The sequence below is a fragment of the Streptomyces sp. SKN60 genome (genome assembly GCF_026236535.1).
Lineage (GTDB): Bacteria > Actinomycetota > Actinomycetes > Streptomycetales > Streptomycetaceae > Streptomyces.
On the sequence record NZ_JAHTMW010000005.1, the window covers coordinates 122,378 to 141,251 of the forward strand.

Sequence of the window (18,874 nt, forward strand, 5' to 3'; positions counted from 1 at the left end):
TTCGCTCGTACGTCGCCGCCACGTGGATCTGCTCCGCGTCGCGAGCATGGGCTGTCCCGGTCACCGCTGAACCAGACCGTCAAGGACACCCCCACCCCTCGCCCGGAACCGCCGCACACCCCCGCGACGCGCCGGGCGCCGTACACCCCACGCGGACGCACACCATGAGTGACCCCTCGTACCTCTCGGACCGTACGAACGCCTCGAACCCCTCGAACGCCTCGTACCCCTCCCAGCTCCCCATCGTCGACCTCTCCGCCGCCGACCGCGGCCCGCAGGCCCGCCGCCTGCTGCACGCGCAGCTGCATTCGGCCGCCCATGACGTGGGCTTCTTCCAGCTCGTCGGGCACGGCGTGACGGAGGCGGAGACCCGCGCGCTGACCGACGCCATGCACGCCTTCTTCGCGCTGCCCGAGGCCGACCGGCTGGCCCTCGACACCACGAACTCGCCGCACTTCCGCGGCTACACCCGGGTCGGCGACGAGCGGACCGCCGGAGCCCGGGACTGGCGGGACCAGCTGGACATCGGGGCCGAGCGGCCGGCGCATCTGCCGGGGCCGGGGGAGCCCCCGTACTGGTGGCTGCAGGGGCCGAACCAGTGGCCCGAGGCACTGCCCGAGCTGCGGCTCGCCGCGCTGAACTGGATCGAGCGCCTCTCCGGCGTCGCCGAGCGGCTGCTCCACGAGCTGCTGCTGTCGATCGGCGCACGCCCGGACTTCTACGACGCGGCCTTCGGCCGCCACGCCCACCCGCACCTCAAGCTGGTCCGCTACCCGGGCAGCAGCGGCGACGCGGGCGACGACCAGGGCGTCGGGGCGCACAAGGACTACGGGTTCCTGACCCTGCTCCTGCAGGACCAGGTGGGCGGGCTGCAGGTGGAGCGGGAGGACGGTCTGTTCCACGACGTGCCGCCGCTGCCGGGCGCGTTCGTCGTCAACCTCGGCGAGCTCCTGGAGGTGGCCACCGACGGCTACCTGGTCGCCACCAACCACCGCGTGGTGTCACCGCCCGGCGCGACGGAACGCTTCTCCGTGCCGTTCTTCTACAACCCGCGGCTCGACGCCCGGATCACCCCGCTGGAGTTCCCGTACGCCGCCGCCGCGCCCGGCGTGACGGCCGACCCGGCGAACCCGCTGTTCGCCGAGTACGGCCGCAATGAGCTGAAGGGCAAGCTCCGCGCCCACCCCCTCGCCGCGGCCCGCCACCACGCGGACCTGCTCAGCGCGTCCGGCGGTCAGCTCGCGATGTCGGAGTAGCCCTCGATCTCGCGCGGGTCCCGCTGGCCGGGGCCCGTGTAGCGGGCCGAGGGGCGCACGAGCCGCCCGGTGCGCTTCTGCTCCAGGATGTGCGCCGACCAGCCCGCCGTACGGGCGCAGGTGAACATCGACGTGAACATGTGCGCCGGGACCTCGGCGAAGTCGAGGACGATCGCCGCCCAGAACTCGACGTTCGTCGCCAGGACGCGGTCCGGGCGGCGGTTGTGCAGCTCCTCCAGGGCGGCCTTCTCCAGCGCCTCCGCCACCTCGAAGCGCGGCGCGGCCAGCTCGCGCGCCGTGCGGCGCAGCACGCGGGCGCGCGGGTCCTCGGCGCGGTAGACGCGGTGGCCGAAGCCCATCAGGCGCTCGCCCTTGTCGAGGGCCTGCTTCACGTACGCCGTCGCGTCGCCCGTCCGCTCGATCTCCTCGATCATGCCGAGCACGCGGGACGGCGCACCGCCGTGCAGCGGCCCGGACATCGCGCCGACCGCGCCCGAAAGCGCCGCGGCGACGTCGGCGCCGGTGGACGCGATGACCCGCGCCGTGAAGGTGGACGCGTTCATGCCGTGCTCGGCGGCCGAGGTCCAGTACGCGTCGACGGCCTTGACGTGCTTCGGGTCCGGCTCGCCGCGCCAGCGGATCATGAACCGCTCGACGATGGACTGCGCCTTGTCGATCTCGCTCTGCGGCACCATCGGCAGGCCCTGGCCGCGCGCGGACTGCGCGACGTACGAGAGGGCCATGACGGCGGCGCGGGCGAGGTCGTCGCGGGCCTGCTCGGCGGAGATGTCGAGGAGCGGTTTCAGGCCCCAGACCGGCGCGAGCATGGCGAGCGCGGACTGCACGTCGACCCGGATGTCGCCGGAGTGCACCGGGATCGGGAACGGCTCGGCGGCCGGCAGACCGGGGTTGAAGGCGCCGTCGACGAGCAGGCCCCAGACGTTGCCGAACGAGACGTGACCGACCAGGTCCTCGATGTCGACCCCGCGGTAGCGCAGCGCGCCGCCTTCCTTGTCGGGTTCGGCGATCTCCGTCTCGAACGCGACGACTCCTTCGAGCCCGGGTACGAAGTCGGACATGGGGCGGCTCCTCAATCGTGGGGATCGGTCGTTCGGGGAACGACTGATCGATGATCAATCATTCGGCCGTTGGTTGGCAGGACGCAACAGGGATCCAGCGCATGAGTCTGTACGGTTCCGATGATGCGGGGAAGCGTGACATCCGGCACACTGCGCCGTTCCGGGGACGGAGGGTTAACGGCACGCGGTGCCGGGCAAACTCCGCCACTGCGGCAGGATGGAGCCCGTGACAGACGCTCTCGATCCTGATGCTCTCGATCCCGCCGACATGCGCGAGGTGTACCGGACCATGGAGCTGACCGTGGCCGATCTCGCCCCGGACCCGATCGAGCAGTTCGCGCACTGGTTCAAGGAGACCGCCGCCAACCCGGCGATCCACGAGCCGAACGCCATGGTCGTCTCCACCGCCGCCCCCGACGGCCGCCCGTCCTCCCGTACGGTGCTGCTCAAGCACTACGACCAGGCCGGCTTCGTCTTCTTCACCAACTACGGCTCGCGCAAGGGCCGGGAGCTGACGGCCAATCCGTACGTCTCGCTGCTCTTCCCCTGGCACCCGCTGGCCCGCCAGGTGATCGTCACCGGCCGCGCCGAGCGCACCGGCCGGGACGAGACCGTCGCCTACTTCCGCACCCGGCCGCACGGCTCCCAGCTGGGCGCCTGGGCCAGCCGCCAGTCCACGGTGATCGAGTCCCGCGCCGAGCTGCTCGCCCGTTACGAGGAGCTGCACACCCGCTACCCGGAGGGCGAGCAGGTGCCGGTGCCGCCGGAGTGGGGCGGCTTCCGGGTGGTGCCGGACGCGGTCGAGTTCTGGCAGGGCCACGAGAACCGGCTGCACGACCGGCTGCGATACGTACGGGACACGCCCGACGGTACGTGGCGGGTCGAGCGCCTCTCGCCCTGAGGGCCCGAGGAGTCACGGCCCTGGAACTCACGGTCCCGGGGCTTACGGTCCCGGGGCTCACGGCCCCGGGGCTCACGGCCCCGGCGCTCACGGCTCCGGGGCTCACGGTCCCGGGAAACGCGCCGCCAGCCGCGCCATCCCCCGCTCCAGCTCCCGGCGCGCGCCGAACGGTACGAGCGCGGCGCGCCCGGGCACCCGTACGCCCCCGGTGAGCGCCACCCGCGTGCCCCCGCCGTCCTCCGCCGCGGCGGCCATGCCGACCACCAGGAACCGGCTCTGCAGCCAGCACCAGCCGGGCCGCAGCACCCCGTGGAGCCGGGCGCGCATCCCGTAACGGCTGCGGGCGAGGGCCTCGACGCGCTCGCCGTCGACGCGCAGCACGCGCACGGTCCGCATGTCGGGCTGGAAGTCGCCGAAGCCGCCTTCGAGGTCGCTCATGACGGCCCACACGTCGGCGGGGTCGGCGGGCAGCACCCGTTCGACGAGGCGCGCACCGCGGACGGCGCCGGCCATGACGTGCAGCCGCCGCACGGGATCGAGAACATCGGTGGGGGTGTCATCCGTCATGCGGACCACGCCTTTCGGAAGCTCTGCCGGGCCCGGTGCAGCCGGGACTTGGCGGTACCGGCGGGAATGCCGAGGACGGCCGCGGCGGCCTCCTCGTCGAGCCCTTCGACATCGCGCAGCACGAGCACGGCCCGGTGCTCGGGCGACAGCCGGGCGAGTACGTCCCCGATGTCGGCGGCCAGCTGCGGATCGCCCCGCTGCGGCACCTCGGCGAGCCCGTCCGGCGCGGGCCGTTCGCGGGCGGCCCGCCGGGCCACCCGTACCGCCTCCCGTACGGCGATCGTCCGCACCCAGCCGTACAGCGTCGCCGGATCGCGCAGCTTGCGCAGCGAGCGGAAGACGACGAGGAGCGCCTCCTGGGCGGCGTCGGGGCCGTCGTCGAGGGCGATCGGGCCGCACACGCGCGTGACGTACGGGGTGAGGTGGTCGAGGAGCTCGTGCAGGGCGAGGGTGTCGCCGCGCCGGGCGGCCCGGGCGAGCGCGACGCCCCGGTCCCGCGTACGGCGGTCCCTCGTACGCGGCTCAGCGCCGGAGTTCACGGGCCACCGCCCAGCCGAGTGCGAGGCAGAGCGGGGTGTACGCGAGCGCGTTCAGCCACGGGAACACGGCACCCGACCCGTCCTTTCCGGCCACGATCCAGACGACCCCGACGGCGCCGCGCAGCAGCAGCCCGCCGGCGAAGACGGCGGCCCCGAGCCGGGCGAGCCGAGCGAACCGCGCCATGCGGCCTTCGGGCCCGAGCCCCCACCCGTACACCCCCACGCACACCGCCCCCACGGCCTCGATCGCGGCGAGCGGCAGGACGACCGCGGGCCCGAAGGACACCACGCTCCCCAGGACCGCGAGCGAGAGCCCCCGCTCGTCGGCCGCGGGCCAGACGGCCCCCGTCGCCCAGTACACGTGCACGAGCGCGAGCACCCCGAGCAGCACTGCCCCGCCCCGCGCGGCCATGCGTTCCTTCACCACCGTTGCCCCCTCTGGTCGAGCGTGTCGAACCGACACCCAGAGGAGGAGGCGAGCGCACGGAACGTTCCCTGTGACGCCCGCCACAGCTGATCCGGGCCCGGAAACGCAGGCGACCCGTGGGCCTTGGTCCCGTCCGCCTAGGCGCCTAGGTCGGGCGGGAGCCGGCCGGACTGACCGGCGGCCCACGGGTCGGGTGACTGCGATGGTGTCGGCAGAAGGCCTGCCGAGGTGCACAAGAGTGCGACGGCAGGCCTTAGCCCGCAGTCACCTCACGAGTCCGAAAAGAAACCATTTTTTCGGATCACCTCCTTTCGCGTGTGACCACACACTAAGAAGCCTCTTCCGCTCGCTCAACCCATTTTCGGGAACCTGTTTTTTCGGGAACGGGCTGTGTCCTGGGTCACGTTTCCAGTTGAATGAAGCGGGGGTGTCGATGACTGCTTCGACGGCGAGTGTTCCTGGGGCGGATCTTCCCGGGGCGGACCTGCTGGCCGCCCTGCTCGACGGGATGGACGCGGCGCTGTGCGCGCTCGACGCCACGGGCAGAGTGACCCACTGGAACCGGGAGGCCGAGCGGATCCTCGGCTGGAGCGCCGGCGAGGCGGTCGGGCGGCAGGGCTTCGACGGCTGGGCGGCGCGCAGCGCGGACGCCGCGGACATCGCGGCGCGGCTGCGGGGCGCGATGACCGCACCGGGCCGCCAGGTGCACGAGTTCGCGCTGCTGCGGAAGGACGGCGGGCGGGTCCTGGTCCGTACCCAGACGGCGGGGGTACGGGGCGCGGACGGCGGCCCGGCGGGGGTGTACTGCGCGTTCAGCGAGGTGCACGTACAGATCGACCTGGAGCGCTCGCTCGCGCTGAGCGAGGCGCTGTTCGCGGACGCCGCGTGGGGTGTGGTCCTGGTCGACGTGGACCTGCGGCCGGCCGTGGTGAACGCGCACGCGGCCAGGGCGCTCGGCGCGGCGCGCGGTTCGCTGCTCGGGCGGCCGCTCGGCGAGCTGGTCACCCAGGGCGTGGAGGAGCTGGAGGGCGCCCTCCAGCACGTGCTCGCCGCGGGCTCGCCGGCCGCGCCCGCCGACGTGTGGGTCACCCTGCGCGGTGCGCGCGGGGAGCGCCGCCGCTGCTGGCGCTGCGGTTTCGTCCGGCTCGCCTCGCCGCTGGCGGAGGGGCCGGAGCCGGTGCCGCTGGGGGTGGCGTGGCTGTTCCAGGACGTCACGGAGGACCGGCTGGCCGCGCAGGACGCGGACCGGCTGCGCTTCCGCTGGAGCCAGCTGCACCGGGCGGGCGCGGCCGCCGCCGAGGTCGAGGACCCGGTGCGGGCCGCCGCCGTGCTGCTCGACTTCGCGCTCGCCGGCTTCGCCGACCACGTCCTGGTGGACCGCGCGACCCCGGAGGGACGCCTGGTCCGCGCCCTCGCCACCCCCTCCGGCGCCCCCGGCCCGGTCGCCCCGCTCACCACCGCCGGCATCCCCCTGCGCTACGCCCCCTCCCACCCCGCCCTCCGGGCCCTCGCCCGCCCCGGCACCACCCGCACCAGCACCACCCCCGGCACCGACCGCCTCTGGCCCCCCGACGCCGCCCACGCCCTCTGCGTCCCCCTCCGCTCCCGCGCCCGCACCCTCGGCATCACCACCTTCCTCCGCTCCCCGGCCCGCCCCGCCTTCGAACGCGAGGACACGGAGTACGCGGAGACGGTCGCGGCCCGGGTCGCGGCGGCGCTGGACGGGGCGGGGGAGTGGGGCGCGGGTCTGGCTTGAACGGGTTGGTGAGTGGCTTGAACACCCCCTGTGGATAACTCGATCCACGATGTCGCTCGCCTGTGCGATCATCGCGGCTGACGCGGCTGAATCGGCCGACTGAGACATCACCGCCCTGGGGGGACCGGAATGTTCCACAGCGTGCTTTCTCGCGCGCGCTCGCTCCCGCTTGCTCTTTTTCTTCTGCTGTCCCTGCTACTCGCCCTGATCGCCCCCGCCGGGACGGCCTGGGCGGCTCCGGTCCAGCCAGCCGGGGGTGCCGAGGGGGAGGAGTGCGCGGTATTGCAGCTGGCCGGATTCGGCTCCGCCGAGGGCCGGGTTCCGATACCCGAGGTGTCCGCGGGCGGCAGCACGTGCTTCACAGTCGACACGACCCGGCCGGGCCTGCACCGGGTGCTCGTGGAGACCGATCCGCACATCATGCGGGCCGTCATGCTGGACGGTACGACGGCCGTCACGTGCATCGACGGGGATTCGTTCGGCGAGGTGATGTCCTGCCCCCTGCCCAGGGCCGGTTCGTACACGCTGCGGCTCACCAACTACTCCTCCGATCCGGCGCACGGCTTCGTCTCCGTCTTCCCGCTCGCCACGACGGACGGCTGCGCCCCGGAGACCGGCACGTCCTGGGACCTGCCGCCCATCACCGGAGTCGTCGAGCACTCGCTGGAAGCGGTGTGCCATCCCTTCGCGGCCCGTCCCGGCGAGCGGGTGCAGACGAACTTCGCGGGCAGCGGCATCGACTATCAGTGGATCACCGATGAGACGGGCGCCGACATCTGCGACCGGCGCTCCAGCTCGGGCTGCGTTCTGCCCGGCGACGGCCCGTACCGCGTCATCGGCCACACCAGGCCCTGGAACACCGCGTATCCGCACACGTACGAACTGACCGTCCGCCGGTACTCCGACCCGGTCCCGTGCGCCACCGTGCCCATCGGCTCGTACGGCTCCGCACCGTCCCAGCAGGACCCGCCCGCGCCGTGTAAGACCTTCTCGGTCCCTGCGGCGGGCGCGTACAGCATCATGCTCGCGCGAGACGCCTTTACGGATTCCTCCGTGTACGACCGCGCGGGCGAGCGCCGCTGTGGCAAGGAGGAATACTGCTCCCTCGCGGCGCCGGGCCCTTATACGGTCTTCACGAACAAGCCCCTGCTGGTGCTCGACGCCACGGCGACCGAAGGGTGCACCCCGGCCGTGTTCGGGGCCAACACGGGCTCCTTCGCTGCCCTCGGCGAGCGTGACTGCTTCCTGCTGCCGTACCCGGCCGGCGCGAAGATCGCCGCGATCGCGGACATCGCCCAGCCGTACGTCAGCCGGGTCATGGTTGTCGACGCGAACGGCGCGAGCGTCTGTGACGACTACCGGAATTCGGGGGCGTGCACCCTGACCGGGCAGGCGCCGTTCCGCGTTCTCGTCGACGCGCAGGACACGTCGTACGCCACAGCTTCTCCGTACCCGGGCGGCTCCTACACGGTCCGGCTGTACCGCTTGGACGGCCCGAACACGTGCGCCGTTCTGCCGTCCGGCGACTTCACCCCGACCAGCCCGGCGGTCCTGCTCGATCTGACCGCACAGACTTCTCACTGCCTGCGGATACCGGCCGCCGATCATGCCGCTAAGGAGATCTTCCAGACGGTCCGTACCACCGACGGATGGAACTCGACCCTCGCTTATACCGTGTTCGATGAACAGGGCCGGGAGGTCTGCGCCCGGGGCAGGCAGTACGACGGGTGGCAGGTCTGCGCGCTCGCACCCGGCGTGGCGCACACCGTGATCGCCGTCGGCAACGGCGGCCACATTGTCTACGACCTCAGTAGGAAGGACATCACAGCGACTGCACGCGGCTGTGAGAGCACACCGGCCACGGCCGCCGGTGGCCCTTCCTACGAGAGCACACCGGCCCCACAGGGCGTGCTTCGATGCCGACAGGTGACTGCGGCGGATGCCGGAGACGTGATCCACTTGAACGTGCGTGACGGCCTCGACAACGTCACCCACGCCGCTTACCGGCCGGACGGCAGCACCGCCTGCTATCCGTCGCGATCCGCGTGCTCGCCGCGCGGCTCGACGCGCTACCAGGTTGTGTTCGCAGGAGACCGCTACGGCGCCGTCAAGCCGACGGCGTACCACTTCGACGCGGTGCGTGTCGCCACGTCTGCTGGCCCGGCGCCCGAGTGCGCGAAGGCCGTGAACGTCAGCTACGGCTACGGTCCCGTCACCGGTGTTCTCGACGAGCAGCACAGCACCACGTGCGCTGCGCTGCCGACGTTCGCGGGCGACACCTTCGAGGCACGGATCAGCGACACGGTCCGCGGCTACTACCCGCCGATTCCGTCGCTGATAGGCCTGGCCGGCGGCGCTTCGTGCGAGGACATGCGACCGGGCTACACGTGCAGCGTCGGCGGCACTGCGGGGACGGCGCAGCCGACCGTCCTGATTCTCGGCATGCCGGAGAGGGCGGCCGACAGCACGTACTCCGCCGAACTCGTCTGCACCCGGAACGTCTGCGGCGCCGACAAGGTCTCCTTCACCGATGTGGCGCCCAGAGCTGGGGCCAGCGACACCATGGCGCTGGTGACGATGACCGGGACGGCGCTGAAGGCGGATCACAAGGTGCGGATCGAGCACCCGTCGGGCGCGAGGGTCGAGGGCAGGACCGTGTCCGTGGCGGCCGATCGGCGTTCGCTCGTCGCTGAGTTCGATCTGACCGGTGCACCGGTGGGGATCTGGACCCTTTCGGCGGTGGACGGGGAGAAGGTGTTTCCGCTCGGCTCGTTCACAGTCGTCAAGACCTCCGCCGCCGGCCTCGGCAGCTTCAAGGCGCTCACGCCGGCCCGCCTGATGGACACGCGGTCGGGCCTCGGCGTGCCGAAGGGGAGAGTCGGCCCGGGTGGCACGGTCACCCTCCCGGTGACCGGTCGGCAGGGGATTCCGTCCGCCGGGGTCAGTGCCGTCGTCCTCAACGTGACCGCGACCGGGCCGACGGCGGGCAGTTTCGTGTCCGTGTATCCGTCGGGTACGGCTCGGGCCTCGGCGTCGAACCTCAACTTCACCGCCGGGCAGACGATCCCCAACCTCGTCGTCGTCCCGGTCGGCGCGGACGGGAAGGTCGCGTTCTACAACAAGAACGGGTCCGTCGATCTGATCGCGGATGTCGCCGGCTACTACGTCACCGACGGCTCGGGCGCCACGTACCAGCCCGTCACCCCCAACCGCCTGATGGACACCCGGTCCGGGCTCGGGGTCGCCAAGGCGAAGGTCGGGGCGGGGCAGAGCGTCGACCTCCAGGTGACCGGTAAGGGCGGGGTGCCGGCGAGCGGGGTGACGGCCGTGGTCATGAACGTGACCGCGACCGGGCCGACGGCGGGGAGCTTCGTGTCCGTGTATCCGTCGGGGACGGCTCGTACGTCCGCGTCGAACCTGAACTTCACGGCCGGGCAGACGATCCCCAACCTCGTCGTCGTCCCCGTCGGCGCGGACGGCAAGGTGACCTTCTACAACAAGAACGGGTCCGTGGACCTGATCGCCGACGTGGCCGGTTACTTCACCATGGACGCGACGGGATCCGCCTACAAGCCGATGGCCCCGACCCGGCTCATGGACACCCGGAGCGGGCTCGGGGTGCCGAAGGCGAAGGTCGGGCCGGACGGGACGGTCACGCTGGTGGTGGCCGGGCAGGGCGGGATACCGGCGACCGGGGTGACGGCCGTGGTCATGAACGTGACGGCGGTCGCGCCGACGGCGGGCAGCTTCGTGGCCGTCTTCCCGGACGGGACGCAGCGCACCTCCGCGTCGAACCTGAACTTCACCGCCGGGACCACGATCCCCAACCTCGTCGTGGTGCCCGTGGTGAACGGGAAGGTGAGTTTCTACAACAAGAACGGGTCCGTGGATCTGCTGGCGGATGTCGCCGGCTACTACGTCTCCTAGGACCTGACACATAACTCGGGGGCCGCGGCGAGTTCTCGCCGCGGCCCCCGGTGCGTTTCCGGTCTCAGTGGCGGAATCAGTGGCGGAAGAAGATGCGGTCGCCGTACTCGGTCATCACGCGGCCGTTCCACTCGTGGCCGCCGTCCACGTTGCCCGAGCGAAGCAGCGGCGGCTCGATGCCGAGGCGGACCAGCTCCTCGGCGGCGGCGGCCATGGTGGCCTGCATGAGGGCGCTGGTGACGACGGTCGAGGCGGGGGCGAAGGGGGCCTCGATGCCCTCGTGGGTGAGTTCGGCGTCGCCGATCGCGATCTTGGAGTCGAGGACGATGTCGCAGTGGTCCTTGAGATAGGTACCGGAGACGTGCCGGGACTTCGTCTCCGTGGCGTACGCGACCGAGGTCACGCCGATCACGGTGAGGCCGAGGGCGCGCGCGTTCATCGCCATCTCGACTGGCAGGGCGTTGCGGCCGGACAGGGAGATGATGATCAGGACGTCGCCGGCCCGGGCCGGGGAGGAGTCCAGGACCGCGCCGGCCAGGCCGTCGACCCGCTCCAGGGCGGAGCCGAGGGTCGCAGGCATCACGTCGACGCCGACGACGCCGGGCACGGCGAGCAGGTTCATCAGGGCCAGGCCGCCGGCCCGGTAGACCACGTCCTGGGCGGCGAGCGAGGAGTGCCCCGCGCCGAACGCGAAGAGCCGGCCGCCCGCCGCGACGGCCTCGGCGATGGCCGTGCCCGCGGCCGCGATGTCGTCCGCGTCCTCGTCCCGCACCTTCTGGAGCAGGCCGATCGCGGCGTCGAAGAACTGTCCGGCCAGCTTGCTCTCGCCCATGGCGGCGGCTCCTTCTCGTCGTGGTCGCCGATCACGGTGCGGTCTGGACCATTGCTCTGTCAATACCGCCTCGCACCGACGAGCCCCGGTTGTAGGTGGGATGCGTCAGAATTGGTGCAGGGCCAGCGCACGACTCATCGAGGGGCACGTATGTCCGGACTGATCGACACCACGGAGATGTATCTCCGCACCATCCTTGAGCTCGAGGAAGAAGGTGTGGTCCCCATGCGCGCCCGGATCGCCGAGCGGCTGGACCAGAGCGGTCCGACCGTGAGCCAGACCGTGGCCCGCATGGAGCGCGACGGCCTGGTGGCCGTCGCGAGCGACCGCCACCTGGAGCTCACGGACGAGGGCCGCCGCCTGGCCACCCGGGTGATGCGCAAGCACCGGCTGGCCGAGTGCCTGCTCGTCGACGTGATCGGTCTGGAGTGGGAGCAGGTCCACGCCGAGGCCTGCCGCTGGGAGCACGTGATGAGCGAGGCCGTGGAGCGCCGCGTCCTGGAGCTCCTCCGCCACCCGACGGAGTCGCCGTACGGCAACCCGATCCCGGGCCTGGAGGAGCTGGGCGAGAAGGCCGAGGCGGAGTCCTTCCTCGACGACTCGATGGTCTCGCTCGCCGACCTGGAGGCCGGCGGCGAGGGCAAGACCGTGATCGTCCGCCGCATCGGCGAGCCGATCCAGACGGACGCCCAGCTGATGTACACGCTGCGGCGCGCGGGCGTGCAGCCCGGTTCCGTGGTGTCGGTGACGGAGTCGCCGGGCGGTGTCCTCGTGGGCAGCAGCGGCGAGGCCGCCGAGCTGGACAGCGAGGTCGCGGCGCACGTCTTCGTCGCCAAGCGCTGACGCCGAGGCTGACGCCGAGGCTGACGCCGGGCCAGGTGCCGCCGAGGGCTGACGCCAGGCGGCCGGGTGCCACGGGCCGGCTGCGAAGGGCGGCGCCCCGCGCGTTGCCGCCCGGCCCGCTGCGGCCCCGGCGCCCCGACCCGGTTGCCGCCCGGCGCACGGCGCGCGGCGCCGCCTCGCGCCCGGACGCGTTGACGCGCCCCGTTGACGCGCCCGGTTCACGCCGGGCCCGTTTTACGGCGGAATCGCCACGCCCGCAGGCCCTCCCGTGCCACGCTGGTGCGATGAGGGTCGTCGCCCATGAGACGAGGGACGAGACGAAGAACCCCGGCGCCCGCAGGCGCCGGGGTCCGTCCTCCCCTGTGCTGACCCGGAGCCCCGAGCTCCCAGGGTCAATCCCCTCGGACCGTTTTCCCCGAGCGGTCCGCCTCCCGCAAAAGATCTCCCCTCGGCCGCAGCCGTCAATCCTTGAGCGCTGTCACTCGAACGTGGGGTGTTGAGCGGCAGAAGCGCATTTTCGAATACAGGTTCGATAGTCTGGCGCAGTTCCACGGGAAAGAGGGGGTGCCGAGCAGCATGGTGCGACGACTCGACGTCACGGGAGCCGACGGCGTACGCCTGGCGGCCTGGGACTTCACGGAACGGACGGCACCGCAGACCGGGCCGGGCGTGTTACTGCTCCACGGGTTGATGGGCCGTGCCTCCCACTGGGCCCCGGCGGCCGGCCGGCTCGCGGCCCGGCACCGCACGATCGCCCTCGACCAGCGCGGCCACGGCGCGAGCGAGAAGCCCGTGTCCGGCCCCTTCACGCGCGAGGCGTACGTCGCGGACGCGCTCGCCGCCGTCGAGCGGCTCGGGCTCGGCCCGGTGACCCTCGTCGGGCACTCCATGGGCGCCCTCACCGCCTGGCAGCTGGCCGCCGAGCACCCCGACCTGGTGCACGCGCTCGTCATCTGCGACATGCGGGCCTCCGCGCTCGGCGCGGCCTCGCAGCGCGAGTGGCAGGACTGGTTCCGCCGCTGGCCGACCCCGTTCCCCTCCCTCGACGCCGTCCGCCAGTGGTTCGGCGAGGACGACCCGTGGGTGGAGCGCCCGAACCCGGCCCGTGGCGCCTTCTTCGCCGAGGTGATGACCGAGCGGCCCGACGGCGGCTGGGGCCCGGTCTTCGACCCCGCCCAGATGCTCACCTCCCGCGAGACCTGGGTCCACGACGCCCACTGGGACTCGCTCGCCCAGGTCCGCTGCCCCACCCTCGTCGTCCGCGGCCTCGACGGCGAACTGGGCCGCGCCGAGGCCCAGGAGATGGTCAGGGTGTTGCCCCACGGGGCGTACGCGGAGATCCCCGACGCCGGCCACCTCCTCCACTACGAGCACGCCGACGCGTGGTGGGAGGCCGTCGCCCCGTTCCTGAACGGCGTCCTCACCTCATGACGGCCCCGGTCGATGACGGCCCCGGTGGGCGTGATCGACAGGGCTGCCGCGCCCATACGATGATCGTTCCATGACAAGCAGACTTCCGGTGGGGCCCACCCGCCGTACGGTCCTGATCGCGGCGGGTGCGGCGGGCGCCGCGTCCGCCGTGCTGACGTCCGGGCCGGCCGCTGCCGCCCCCGCGCCGCCCCGTACCGGCGACAACCCCGTCGTACGGGAGAACCGGAATCCCGGCTCCGGCCGCTGGATCATCGGCGCCAAGGAGACCCGCGGGGTGGACCTCCGCCGGCCCCAGATCCAGGGCCGCCCCGCCTCCGCGTCCGTCGCGCCCGGCGAGACCCTCACCCTCCACCTGTCGGCGACGACCACCGCCCGCACCGCCCGTACCTGCGAGATCGAGATCCACCGCTTCGGGTTCTACGGCGGCGAGCGCTCCCGCCTCCTCCACACGGCCGCCGAGGTCCCCGTCGACCGCCCCTGGCGGCTGCCCGTCCCCGGCACCTGGGTGTCCGGCGTCTTCCTCGCCGTCCTCACCGCCGACGGCTACCGCGCCTACGCCCCCTTCGTCGTCCGCGAACCCGCCCGCTGCTCCGACGTCCTCGCCGTCGTCCCCCTCGCCTACCCGGGCCCGCGCCCCCACCCCGGCCTCGGCATGCCCGCGGCCTTCGGCGCCGAGGTCAGCGCCTACCGCTGGCTGGAGGAGGCCGGTTACGACGTCACGTACGCCACCGAGGAGGACGTACGGGCCCGCCGGGTCGACCCGCGCCGCCACCGCGCCGTCGTCCACTCCTCGGCCGCCGTCCCCGGATCCGTGGCGCTGCGCCGCCCGCTGGCCCTGGCCGAGCCCGGCCACATCGACCCGGAGGCCCGCCGGCAGGCCGCCGCGCTCCTCGACGGCGTGCTGCCGGCCGGGCGCCGCGCCACCACGCCCTCGTGAGTCGGAGCACCTGCCGCTTGCGAAATGCTTGACTCAGAGCAAGTATTGGGTCAAGCAATTCGTGGGGAAGAGGGTGGAACCATGGGTGGCCTGGACGACATCGAGGCGGCGGTGTCCGAGGTGCGGGAGTTCAACCGCGTGTACACCCGGCTCATCGGCGCGCTGGACTACCCGGAGAAGCTCCGCACCCCGTACTCCCTCACCGAGGCGCGGGTGCTTTACGAGCTCGCGCGCCGCGACCGCACCCACGTCCAGAGCATCCGCCAGGATCTGGGGCTAGCGGCGTCGCACCTGAGCCGGATGCTCAGCCGGTTCGAGGAGCAGGGGCTGATCACCCGGGAGCGGTACGCCGACGACGCGCGCCACCATCAGGTCCGGCTGACCGAGGCCGGGCGGGCCGCGGCGGCCGAGCTGGACGAGCGGTCCAAGGAGGCCATTTCCGACCTGCTGCGCGGCCGCGGCGGGGTCAGGATCCGGAATCTGACCGAGGCGCTGCGCACGGTGCGCGCCACGCTCACCGGCCCGCCCGCCCGGTCGGAGATCCGGCTGCGCGAGCCGGCCCCCGGGGAGCTGGGGTGGATCGTCCAGGCGCACGGGGCGCTGTACGCCCGGGAGTTCGGCTGGGACGCCGACTTCGAGGCCCTGGTGGCGCGGATCGTCGCCGACTTCGCCGAGGACCATGACCCGCTCCTTGAGCGGGTGTGGATCGCCGAGCTGGACGGCAGACCGGTCGGCAGCGTGATGTGCGTACGGGACGCGGCTCCGGACACCGCCCGGCTGCGGCTGCTCCTGCTGGACCCGGCGGCGCGCGGATACGGGCTCGGGGACCGACTCGTCCACACGTGCATCCAGTTCGCGCGGGAGGCCGGCTACCGCGAGCTGGTGCTGTGGACCAACGACGTGCTCGCCGCCGCGCGCAAGATCTACACCCGGGCCGGCTTCGAGCTCGTCGCGGAGAAGCCACACCACAGCTATGGCCAGGACTTGGTGGGCCAGGACTGGCGCCTGACGCTGTAGGACAGCATCCGGGCCGTCACCCCTCCCGGTCTCAGCAGAGCCAGAAGGAGAAGTCGCCGCCGACCCAGCCGACCAGGTTCCGCTCGTCGAAGAGGGTCACCGCGCCGTCGGTCGTCACCTCGAACCGCACGGTCTGCGTGTCCCCGTCCACCGCACCCCCGCTCACCACGCCGACCAGCCGCTGCGTCCGGTGCGGCCGGGCCTGCGGCGGCAGCACGAACAGCGTCTCCGTCTGCCCCCACGCGGGAACGGTGGTGGACGGCGGCACGGGCTTCTTCGACAGCGAGAAGTGCACGTGCACCTGGTCGCCCGATATCCGGTACTGCGGGTCGTAGTTGGCGCTGTTCGGCTGGTAGAGCGCGGTGTCGTACGGGACCTTCACCCACGGGTTCGTGCCCGCGTGCGGGAAGCGCGCGATGTTGATCTGCCGCCCGGTCGCGGGCTTGGCGGCGATGCCGAAGGCGACGGTGCCGGGTGAGCCGACCGGGTCGCCGGGCGTGCCCACGTACGTGCAGAGCCCTTCCGGCTCCCGGTTGTTGAGCCCGGGGAAGTCCCTGAGCAGGACGGACTGCAGCTGGACGCCGGTCGCCCAGTCCGTGCAGGTCACGGTCGCGTTGTCGACCTCCTGCTGGCCGTAGTACTGGTACAGGTGGCCGTCCAGGCTGGTGTAGCCCTGAAGGGTCTTCCCGGAGGGGCCGAAGGCCACCGTCTGCAGCGGAGTGAACGTTCCGGCAGCGGCGGCCGCCAGGTCGTAGCGGTCATAGCCGCCGGAGGCGGTGCCGGACGACTTGTCGTCCGACTGCCAGCGGAAGATCAGCTCGTTCCGGGTCGGGTCGATCTTCGCCGAGACCCGGAAGACACCGGTGCGCGGCCGGAAGGTGGTGACGGACGAGGCGGAGACGTCCACCTCGGTGCCGGGGGTGTTGCTGCCGGGCACGTACGGTACGCGGGCCAGTGCCGTCGCCCAGCCGCCGTCCGGCAGGGCGTCGGTCCAGACGTGGACCCCGGTGGGGGTCTGCTCGACCCCCAGGCTCACCCCGTGCCCCGAGTTGACGAGGTACATCGCGTCCTTGGGGGTCCCGTCCACGGTGTACCGCGAAATGATGACGCGGGTCTCGTTCCCCGGCGTGCCGTCGCTCTGCGACACGTACCAGAGCTGGTCGACCGGGTCCCAGTAGATCGCCTGCGCGACGGCCGCCTCGGTGGCGAGCGGCGCGCCGGCGACGAGGACCGGTCTGACGGGGGAAGCGAGCTTGATCACGTACGACTCCTCGGACGGTGACACTGAAAACGATCAGGAACCACCGAGCCTAAGGCCCGGCGGTTCCCGGTCGTCGGGGAGTCGTCCCCGCGTCAGCGGGCGGCGGAGTCGACGAACGCCGCCCAGGCGGTGGGGGAGAGGGTGAGGGAGGGGAGGGCGGTGTCCTTGGAGTCGCGGACGTGAACGGCGTGGGGGCAGGCGGCGACCTCGACGCAGTCACCGCCCTGCTCGCTGCTGTAGCTGCTCTTGAACCAGTTGAGGTCGCTGCTCATAGCTCTCGTGCCACCTGTTCGATCAGTCGTACGGAGTCCTCCGGCGTGAGGGCCTGCGCCCGCAGCATGCTGTAGCGGGCGAAAACGACCCCCATGTCGGGCTGTTCGCTGAGAAAGTACCGTCCGACTTGCCCCTCGACATAGACGAGCTGCTTCCGTCCCTCGTCGCTCTCCAGCAGGGTGAAGGGCCCGCTGAGCCCTGCGTGGGTCTCGCGGCCGTCCGGCATGACCTGGATGGTGACGTTGCGCAGGTCTGCGCGCTCGCGTACCTGCAGAAGGCACTTCCGGAGGACCTCCTTGCCGCCGAGCGGCTTGGTGAGTGCCGACTTCTCCAGGACGAAGGTGACCAGCGGCGCAGGTGTACGGAAGAACAGCTTCTGCCGCTCCATGCGAGCGGTGACGTGCGGCACGATCTCGTCGTCGTCCAACGCCGGGACGGCGCTTTCGAAGACTGCGCGCGCGTAGTCGGAGGTCTGGAGCAGCCCGGGGACGAGGTGGTTGTCGTACTTGTGGATGGCCGTGGCCTTCAGCTCCTCCTCCAAGTAGTCCTCGAACCACGCTGCTACACCGCTCTCCGTCACCTCCTCCGCGACCTCAAGCAGTGCACCCTGTGCACCTAGGAAGGGGTCTGACGTTTCGACGAAACTCGCGCTTGCCTTGCGCTCGCCGCGCTCAATCATGGCCACCTGAGACTTGGAATACCCGGTCGCCAACCCCAGCTTCTCCTGCGAAACACCAGCCCGCTCCCGGTAGAAGCGCAGCAGCCTCCCGAAGGCCTTCGCGGCCCCTGGGCTCACCTTGCTCACACCCGACCTCCCTGATCTCACAGTCCGCCACAAGGTGCCTGTGGCGCTGGTCACAAGTACAGCGGGGCCACCAAGCTGACCGCATGAATTCGCGCAAGTCACTTGACACGCTGCCCCATTGGGTACCCGCGACCGGGCACGCTCTCCGTCACGTCGGCGTCCACTTCGACGCCGTCCGCATCGCCGGGTTCCTCGGGGAGGACGTGGCGTACCGGCTCATGGAGTTCACGGACTTCCGTGCCGGGCCCATCGTGCGCGCCGAGACGGGGCCGCAGTACCACTACTTTCTGCTCCCGCCAGGCGCGGCCGCCGGGCACGCGTGGCCCGCTCCGGCCCGGGCGTTGGGCCGGAGCGGGGGCGCCGGCGGCGGGGAGGCCTTTGTCGGGATTCCGGCGCTGTACGGGGTGACGTGGCCGCTCGGGTGGCGGTCGCGGCCGACCGAGGAGGAGCCGTTCGTGGAGCCGGGGTTGCTGTGCGAGATGGCCGTCCGCGCGCTCGCGTAGGGCGAGGGCGCGGACGGCCGCCGGATCAGAACGCGAAGACCGTGCCCTCGCCCGTCGCCGCGCGCAGCTCGCAGCCGTTGCCGTACGTCGCCGTCCAGCGGACCCGCTTGCCCTGCCAGACGCCGTCGCCGGTGACCGTGACCGGTTCCCACTCGCGCGTACAGGGGCGGTGGCGCGAGCCCGAATCCGTACCCAGGCGGGTGAAGTCGCCCTTCGCCTCGGTGAGTTCGCGGCAGGCCTCGACCGGGGCCGGGTGGGTGCCGGAGGGGGTCGGGGAGCAGGCGAGGGTGACCGCGCGGACGATCGTGGCGGAGCTGCGGTGTTCGCCCTGGCCGACGGTGAGGACCAGGGCCGTCGGCGCGTACAGGCCGGGCGTCGTGGCGGAGTCCGCGGAGACGGGTTCGGCGGTGGCCGAGCCGGTGAACGCGGTGCTGAGCAGGGCGAGGCCGGTCGCGGTGGCGAACGCGGTCGCGCCGAGGGTACGGAAGTAACGCACGGGGCTGTCCCTTCACGGGGTATC

Annotated in this window: 18 protein-coding genes; 9 read left to right on the forward strand and 9 right to left on the reverse strand. The window is 72.1% G+C overall.

Translation table 11 applies throughout. The annotated features are described in order from the left end of the window. The first annotated feature begins 164 nt into the window (after window positions 1–164). A complete protein-coding gene (locus KV205_RS10310) occupies window positions 165–1,256 on the forward strand; it encodes an isopenicillin N synthase family oxygenase (RefSeq protein ID WP_265863835.1) in 1,092 nt (363 codons plus the stop codon). On the opposite strand, the gene KV205_RS10315 is transcribed toward KV205_RS10310, so the two are convergent. After that, window positions 1,235–2,335: a citrate synthase 2 gene (locus KV205_RS10315; RefSeq protein ID WP_265863836.1), complete on the reverse strand. Its 1,101-nt coding sequence runs from the start codon at window positions 2,333–2,335 to the stop codon at window positions 1,235–1,237. The two genes, KV205_RS10310 and KV205_RS10315, sit on opposite strands and share 22 nt — an antisense overlap. Window positions 2,336–2,603: 268 nt before the next feature. On the opposite strand from KV205_RS10315, the gene pdxH reads away from it, so the two are divergent. After that, window positions 2,604–3,236, forward strand: coding sequence for a pyridoxamine 5'-phosphate oxidase (gene pdxH / locus KV205_RS10320; RefSeq protein ID WP_374214660.1), 633 nt, complete (start codon window positions 2,604–2,606; stop codon window positions 3,234–3,236). Window positions 3,237–3,338: 102 nt separating this feature from the next. Here pdxH and KV205_RS10325 read toward each other — a convergent pair whose 3' ends face one another. From KV205_RS10325 to KV205_RS10335, 3 genes are read right to left on the reverse strand one after another with little or no spacing between them, the layout of a single operon-like run. Next, window positions 3,339–3,803 (reverse strand): hypothetical protein, encoded by a 465-nt coding sequence (locus KV205_RS10325; protein ID WP_265863838.1) that lies wholly within the window; start codon window positions 3,801–3,803, stop codon window positions 3,339–3,341. After that, window positions 3,800–4,342, reverse strand: coding sequence for an RNA polymerase sigma factor (locus KV205_RS10330; protein WP_265863839.1), 543 nt, complete (start codon window positions 4,340–4,342; stop codon window positions 3,800–3,802). The genes KV205_RS10325 and KV205_RS10330 overlap by 4 nt, the downstream gene beginning before the upstream one ends. Beyond that, entirely contained in the window at window positions 4,326–4,769 is a 444-nt protein-coding gene (locus KV205_RS10335) for a DUF3995 domain-containing protein (RefSeq protein ID WP_265863840.1), read from the reverse strand. Before KV205_RS10335 ends, KV205_RS10330 begins: the two co-directional genes overlap by 17 nt. A gap of 433 nt (window positions 4,770–5,202) precedes the next feature. On the opposite strand from KV205_RS10335, the gene KV205_RS10340 reads away from it, so the two are divergent. Together KV205_RS10340 and KV205_RS10345 are read left to right on the forward strand one after the other, a co-directional pair. Next, a complete protein-coding gene (locus KV205_RS10340) occupies window positions 5,203–6,525 on the forward strand; it encodes a PAS domain-containing protein (protein WP_265863841.1) in 1,323 nt (440 codons plus the stop codon). Window positions 6,526–6,807: 282 nt separating this feature from the next. Further along, window positions 6,808–10,452 carry a cell surface protein gene (locus KV205_RS10345; RefSeq protein ID WP_265863842.1) on the forward strand — a complete coding sequence of 1,215 codons (3,645 nt, stop codon included), beginning with the start codon at window positions 6,808–6,810 and terminating at the stop codon, window positions 10,450–10,452. A 76-nt stretch (window positions 10,453–10,528) separates the two neighbouring features. On the opposite strand, the gene KV205_RS10350 is transcribed toward KV205_RS10345, so the two are convergent. Further along, entirely contained in the window at window positions 10,529–11,284 is a 756-nt protein-coding gene (locus tag KV205_RS10350; RefSeq protein WP_265863843.1) for an SIS domain-containing protein, read from the reverse strand. A 150-nt stretch (window positions 11,285–11,434) separates the two neighbouring features. On the opposite strand from KV205_RS10350, the gene KV205_RS10355 reads away from it, so the two are divergent. The 4 genes from KV205_RS10355 to KV205_RS10370 all read left to right on the forward strand — a co-directional run bounded on the left by KV205_RS10355 (window position 11,435) and on the right by KV205_RS10370 (window position 15,512). Next, on the forward strand, window positions 11,435–12,127 hold the full coding sequence (locus KV205_RS10355; protein ID WP_265863845.1) for a metal-dependent transcriptional regulator: 693 nt from the start codon (window positions 11,435–11,437) through the stop codon (window positions 12,125–12,127). Window positions 12,128–12,703: 576 nt separating this feature from the next. Next, complete coding sequence (locus KV205_RS10360) at window positions 12,704–13,558, forward strand: alpha/beta fold hydrolase (protein WP_265863846.1); 855 nt, start codon at window positions 12,704–12,706, stop codon at window positions 13,556–13,558. 70 nt (window positions 13,559–13,628) lie between these two features. After that, complete coding sequence (locus KV205_RS10365; protein WP_265863847.1) at window positions 13,629–14,495, forward strand: N,N-dimethylformamidase beta subunit family domain-containing protein; 867 nt, start codon at window positions 13,629–13,631, stop codon at window positions 14,493–14,495. Between the two features lie 81 nt (window positions 14,496–14,576). Further along, window positions 14,577–15,512: a helix-turn-helix domain-containing GNAT family N-acetyltransferase gene (locus KV205_RS10370; protein ID WP_265863848.1), complete on the forward strand. Its 936-nt coding sequence runs from the start codon at window positions 14,577–14,579 to the stop codon at window positions 15,510–15,512. Window positions 15,513–15,543: 31 nt separating this feature from the next. Here KV205_RS10370 and KV205_RS10375 read toward each other — a convergent pair whose 3' ends face one another. The 3 genes from KV205_RS10375 to KV205_RS10385 all read right to left on the reverse strand — a co-directional run bounded on the left by KV205_RS10375 (window position 15,544) and on the right by KV205_RS10385 (window position 17,851). Beyond that, a complete protein-coding gene (locus KV205_RS10375; protein ID WP_265863849.1) occupies window positions 15,544–16,773 on the reverse strand; it encodes a hypothetical protein in 1,230 nt (409 codons plus the stop codon). A gap of 92 nt (window positions 16,774–16,865) precedes the next feature. Further along, window positions 16,866–17,045, reverse strand: coding sequence for a DUF397 domain-containing protein (locus KV205_RS10380; protein ID WP_265863850.1), 180 nt, complete (start codon window positions 17,043–17,045; stop codon window positions 16,866–16,868). Further along, entirely contained in the window at window positions 17,042–17,851 is an 810-nt protein-coding gene (locus KV205_RS10385; RefSeq protein ID WP_265863851.1) for a helix-turn-helix transcriptional regulator, read from the reverse strand. Before KV205_RS10385 ends, KV205_RS10380 begins: the two co-directional genes overlap by 4 nt. A gap of 83 nt (window positions 17,852–17,934) precedes the next feature. Here KV205_RS10385 and KV205_RS10390 point away from each other — a divergent pair, with 83 nt between their 5' ends. Continuing rightward, a complete protein-coding gene (locus KV205_RS10390) occupies window positions 17,935–18,354 on the forward strand; it encodes a hypothetical protein (protein WP_265863852.1) in 420 nt (139 codons plus the stop codon). A 25-nt stretch (window positions 18,355–18,379) separates the two neighbouring features. Here the strand turns inward: KV205_RS10390 and KV205_RS10395 are convergent, their stop codons facing one another. Further along, window positions 18,380–18,850: a subtilase-type protease inhibitor gene (locus KV205_RS10395; RefSeq protein ID WP_265863853.1), complete on the reverse strand. Its 471-nt coding sequence runs from the start codon at window positions 18,848–18,850 to the stop codon at window positions 18,380–18,382. Window positions 18,851–18,874: the final 24 nt, after the last annotated feature.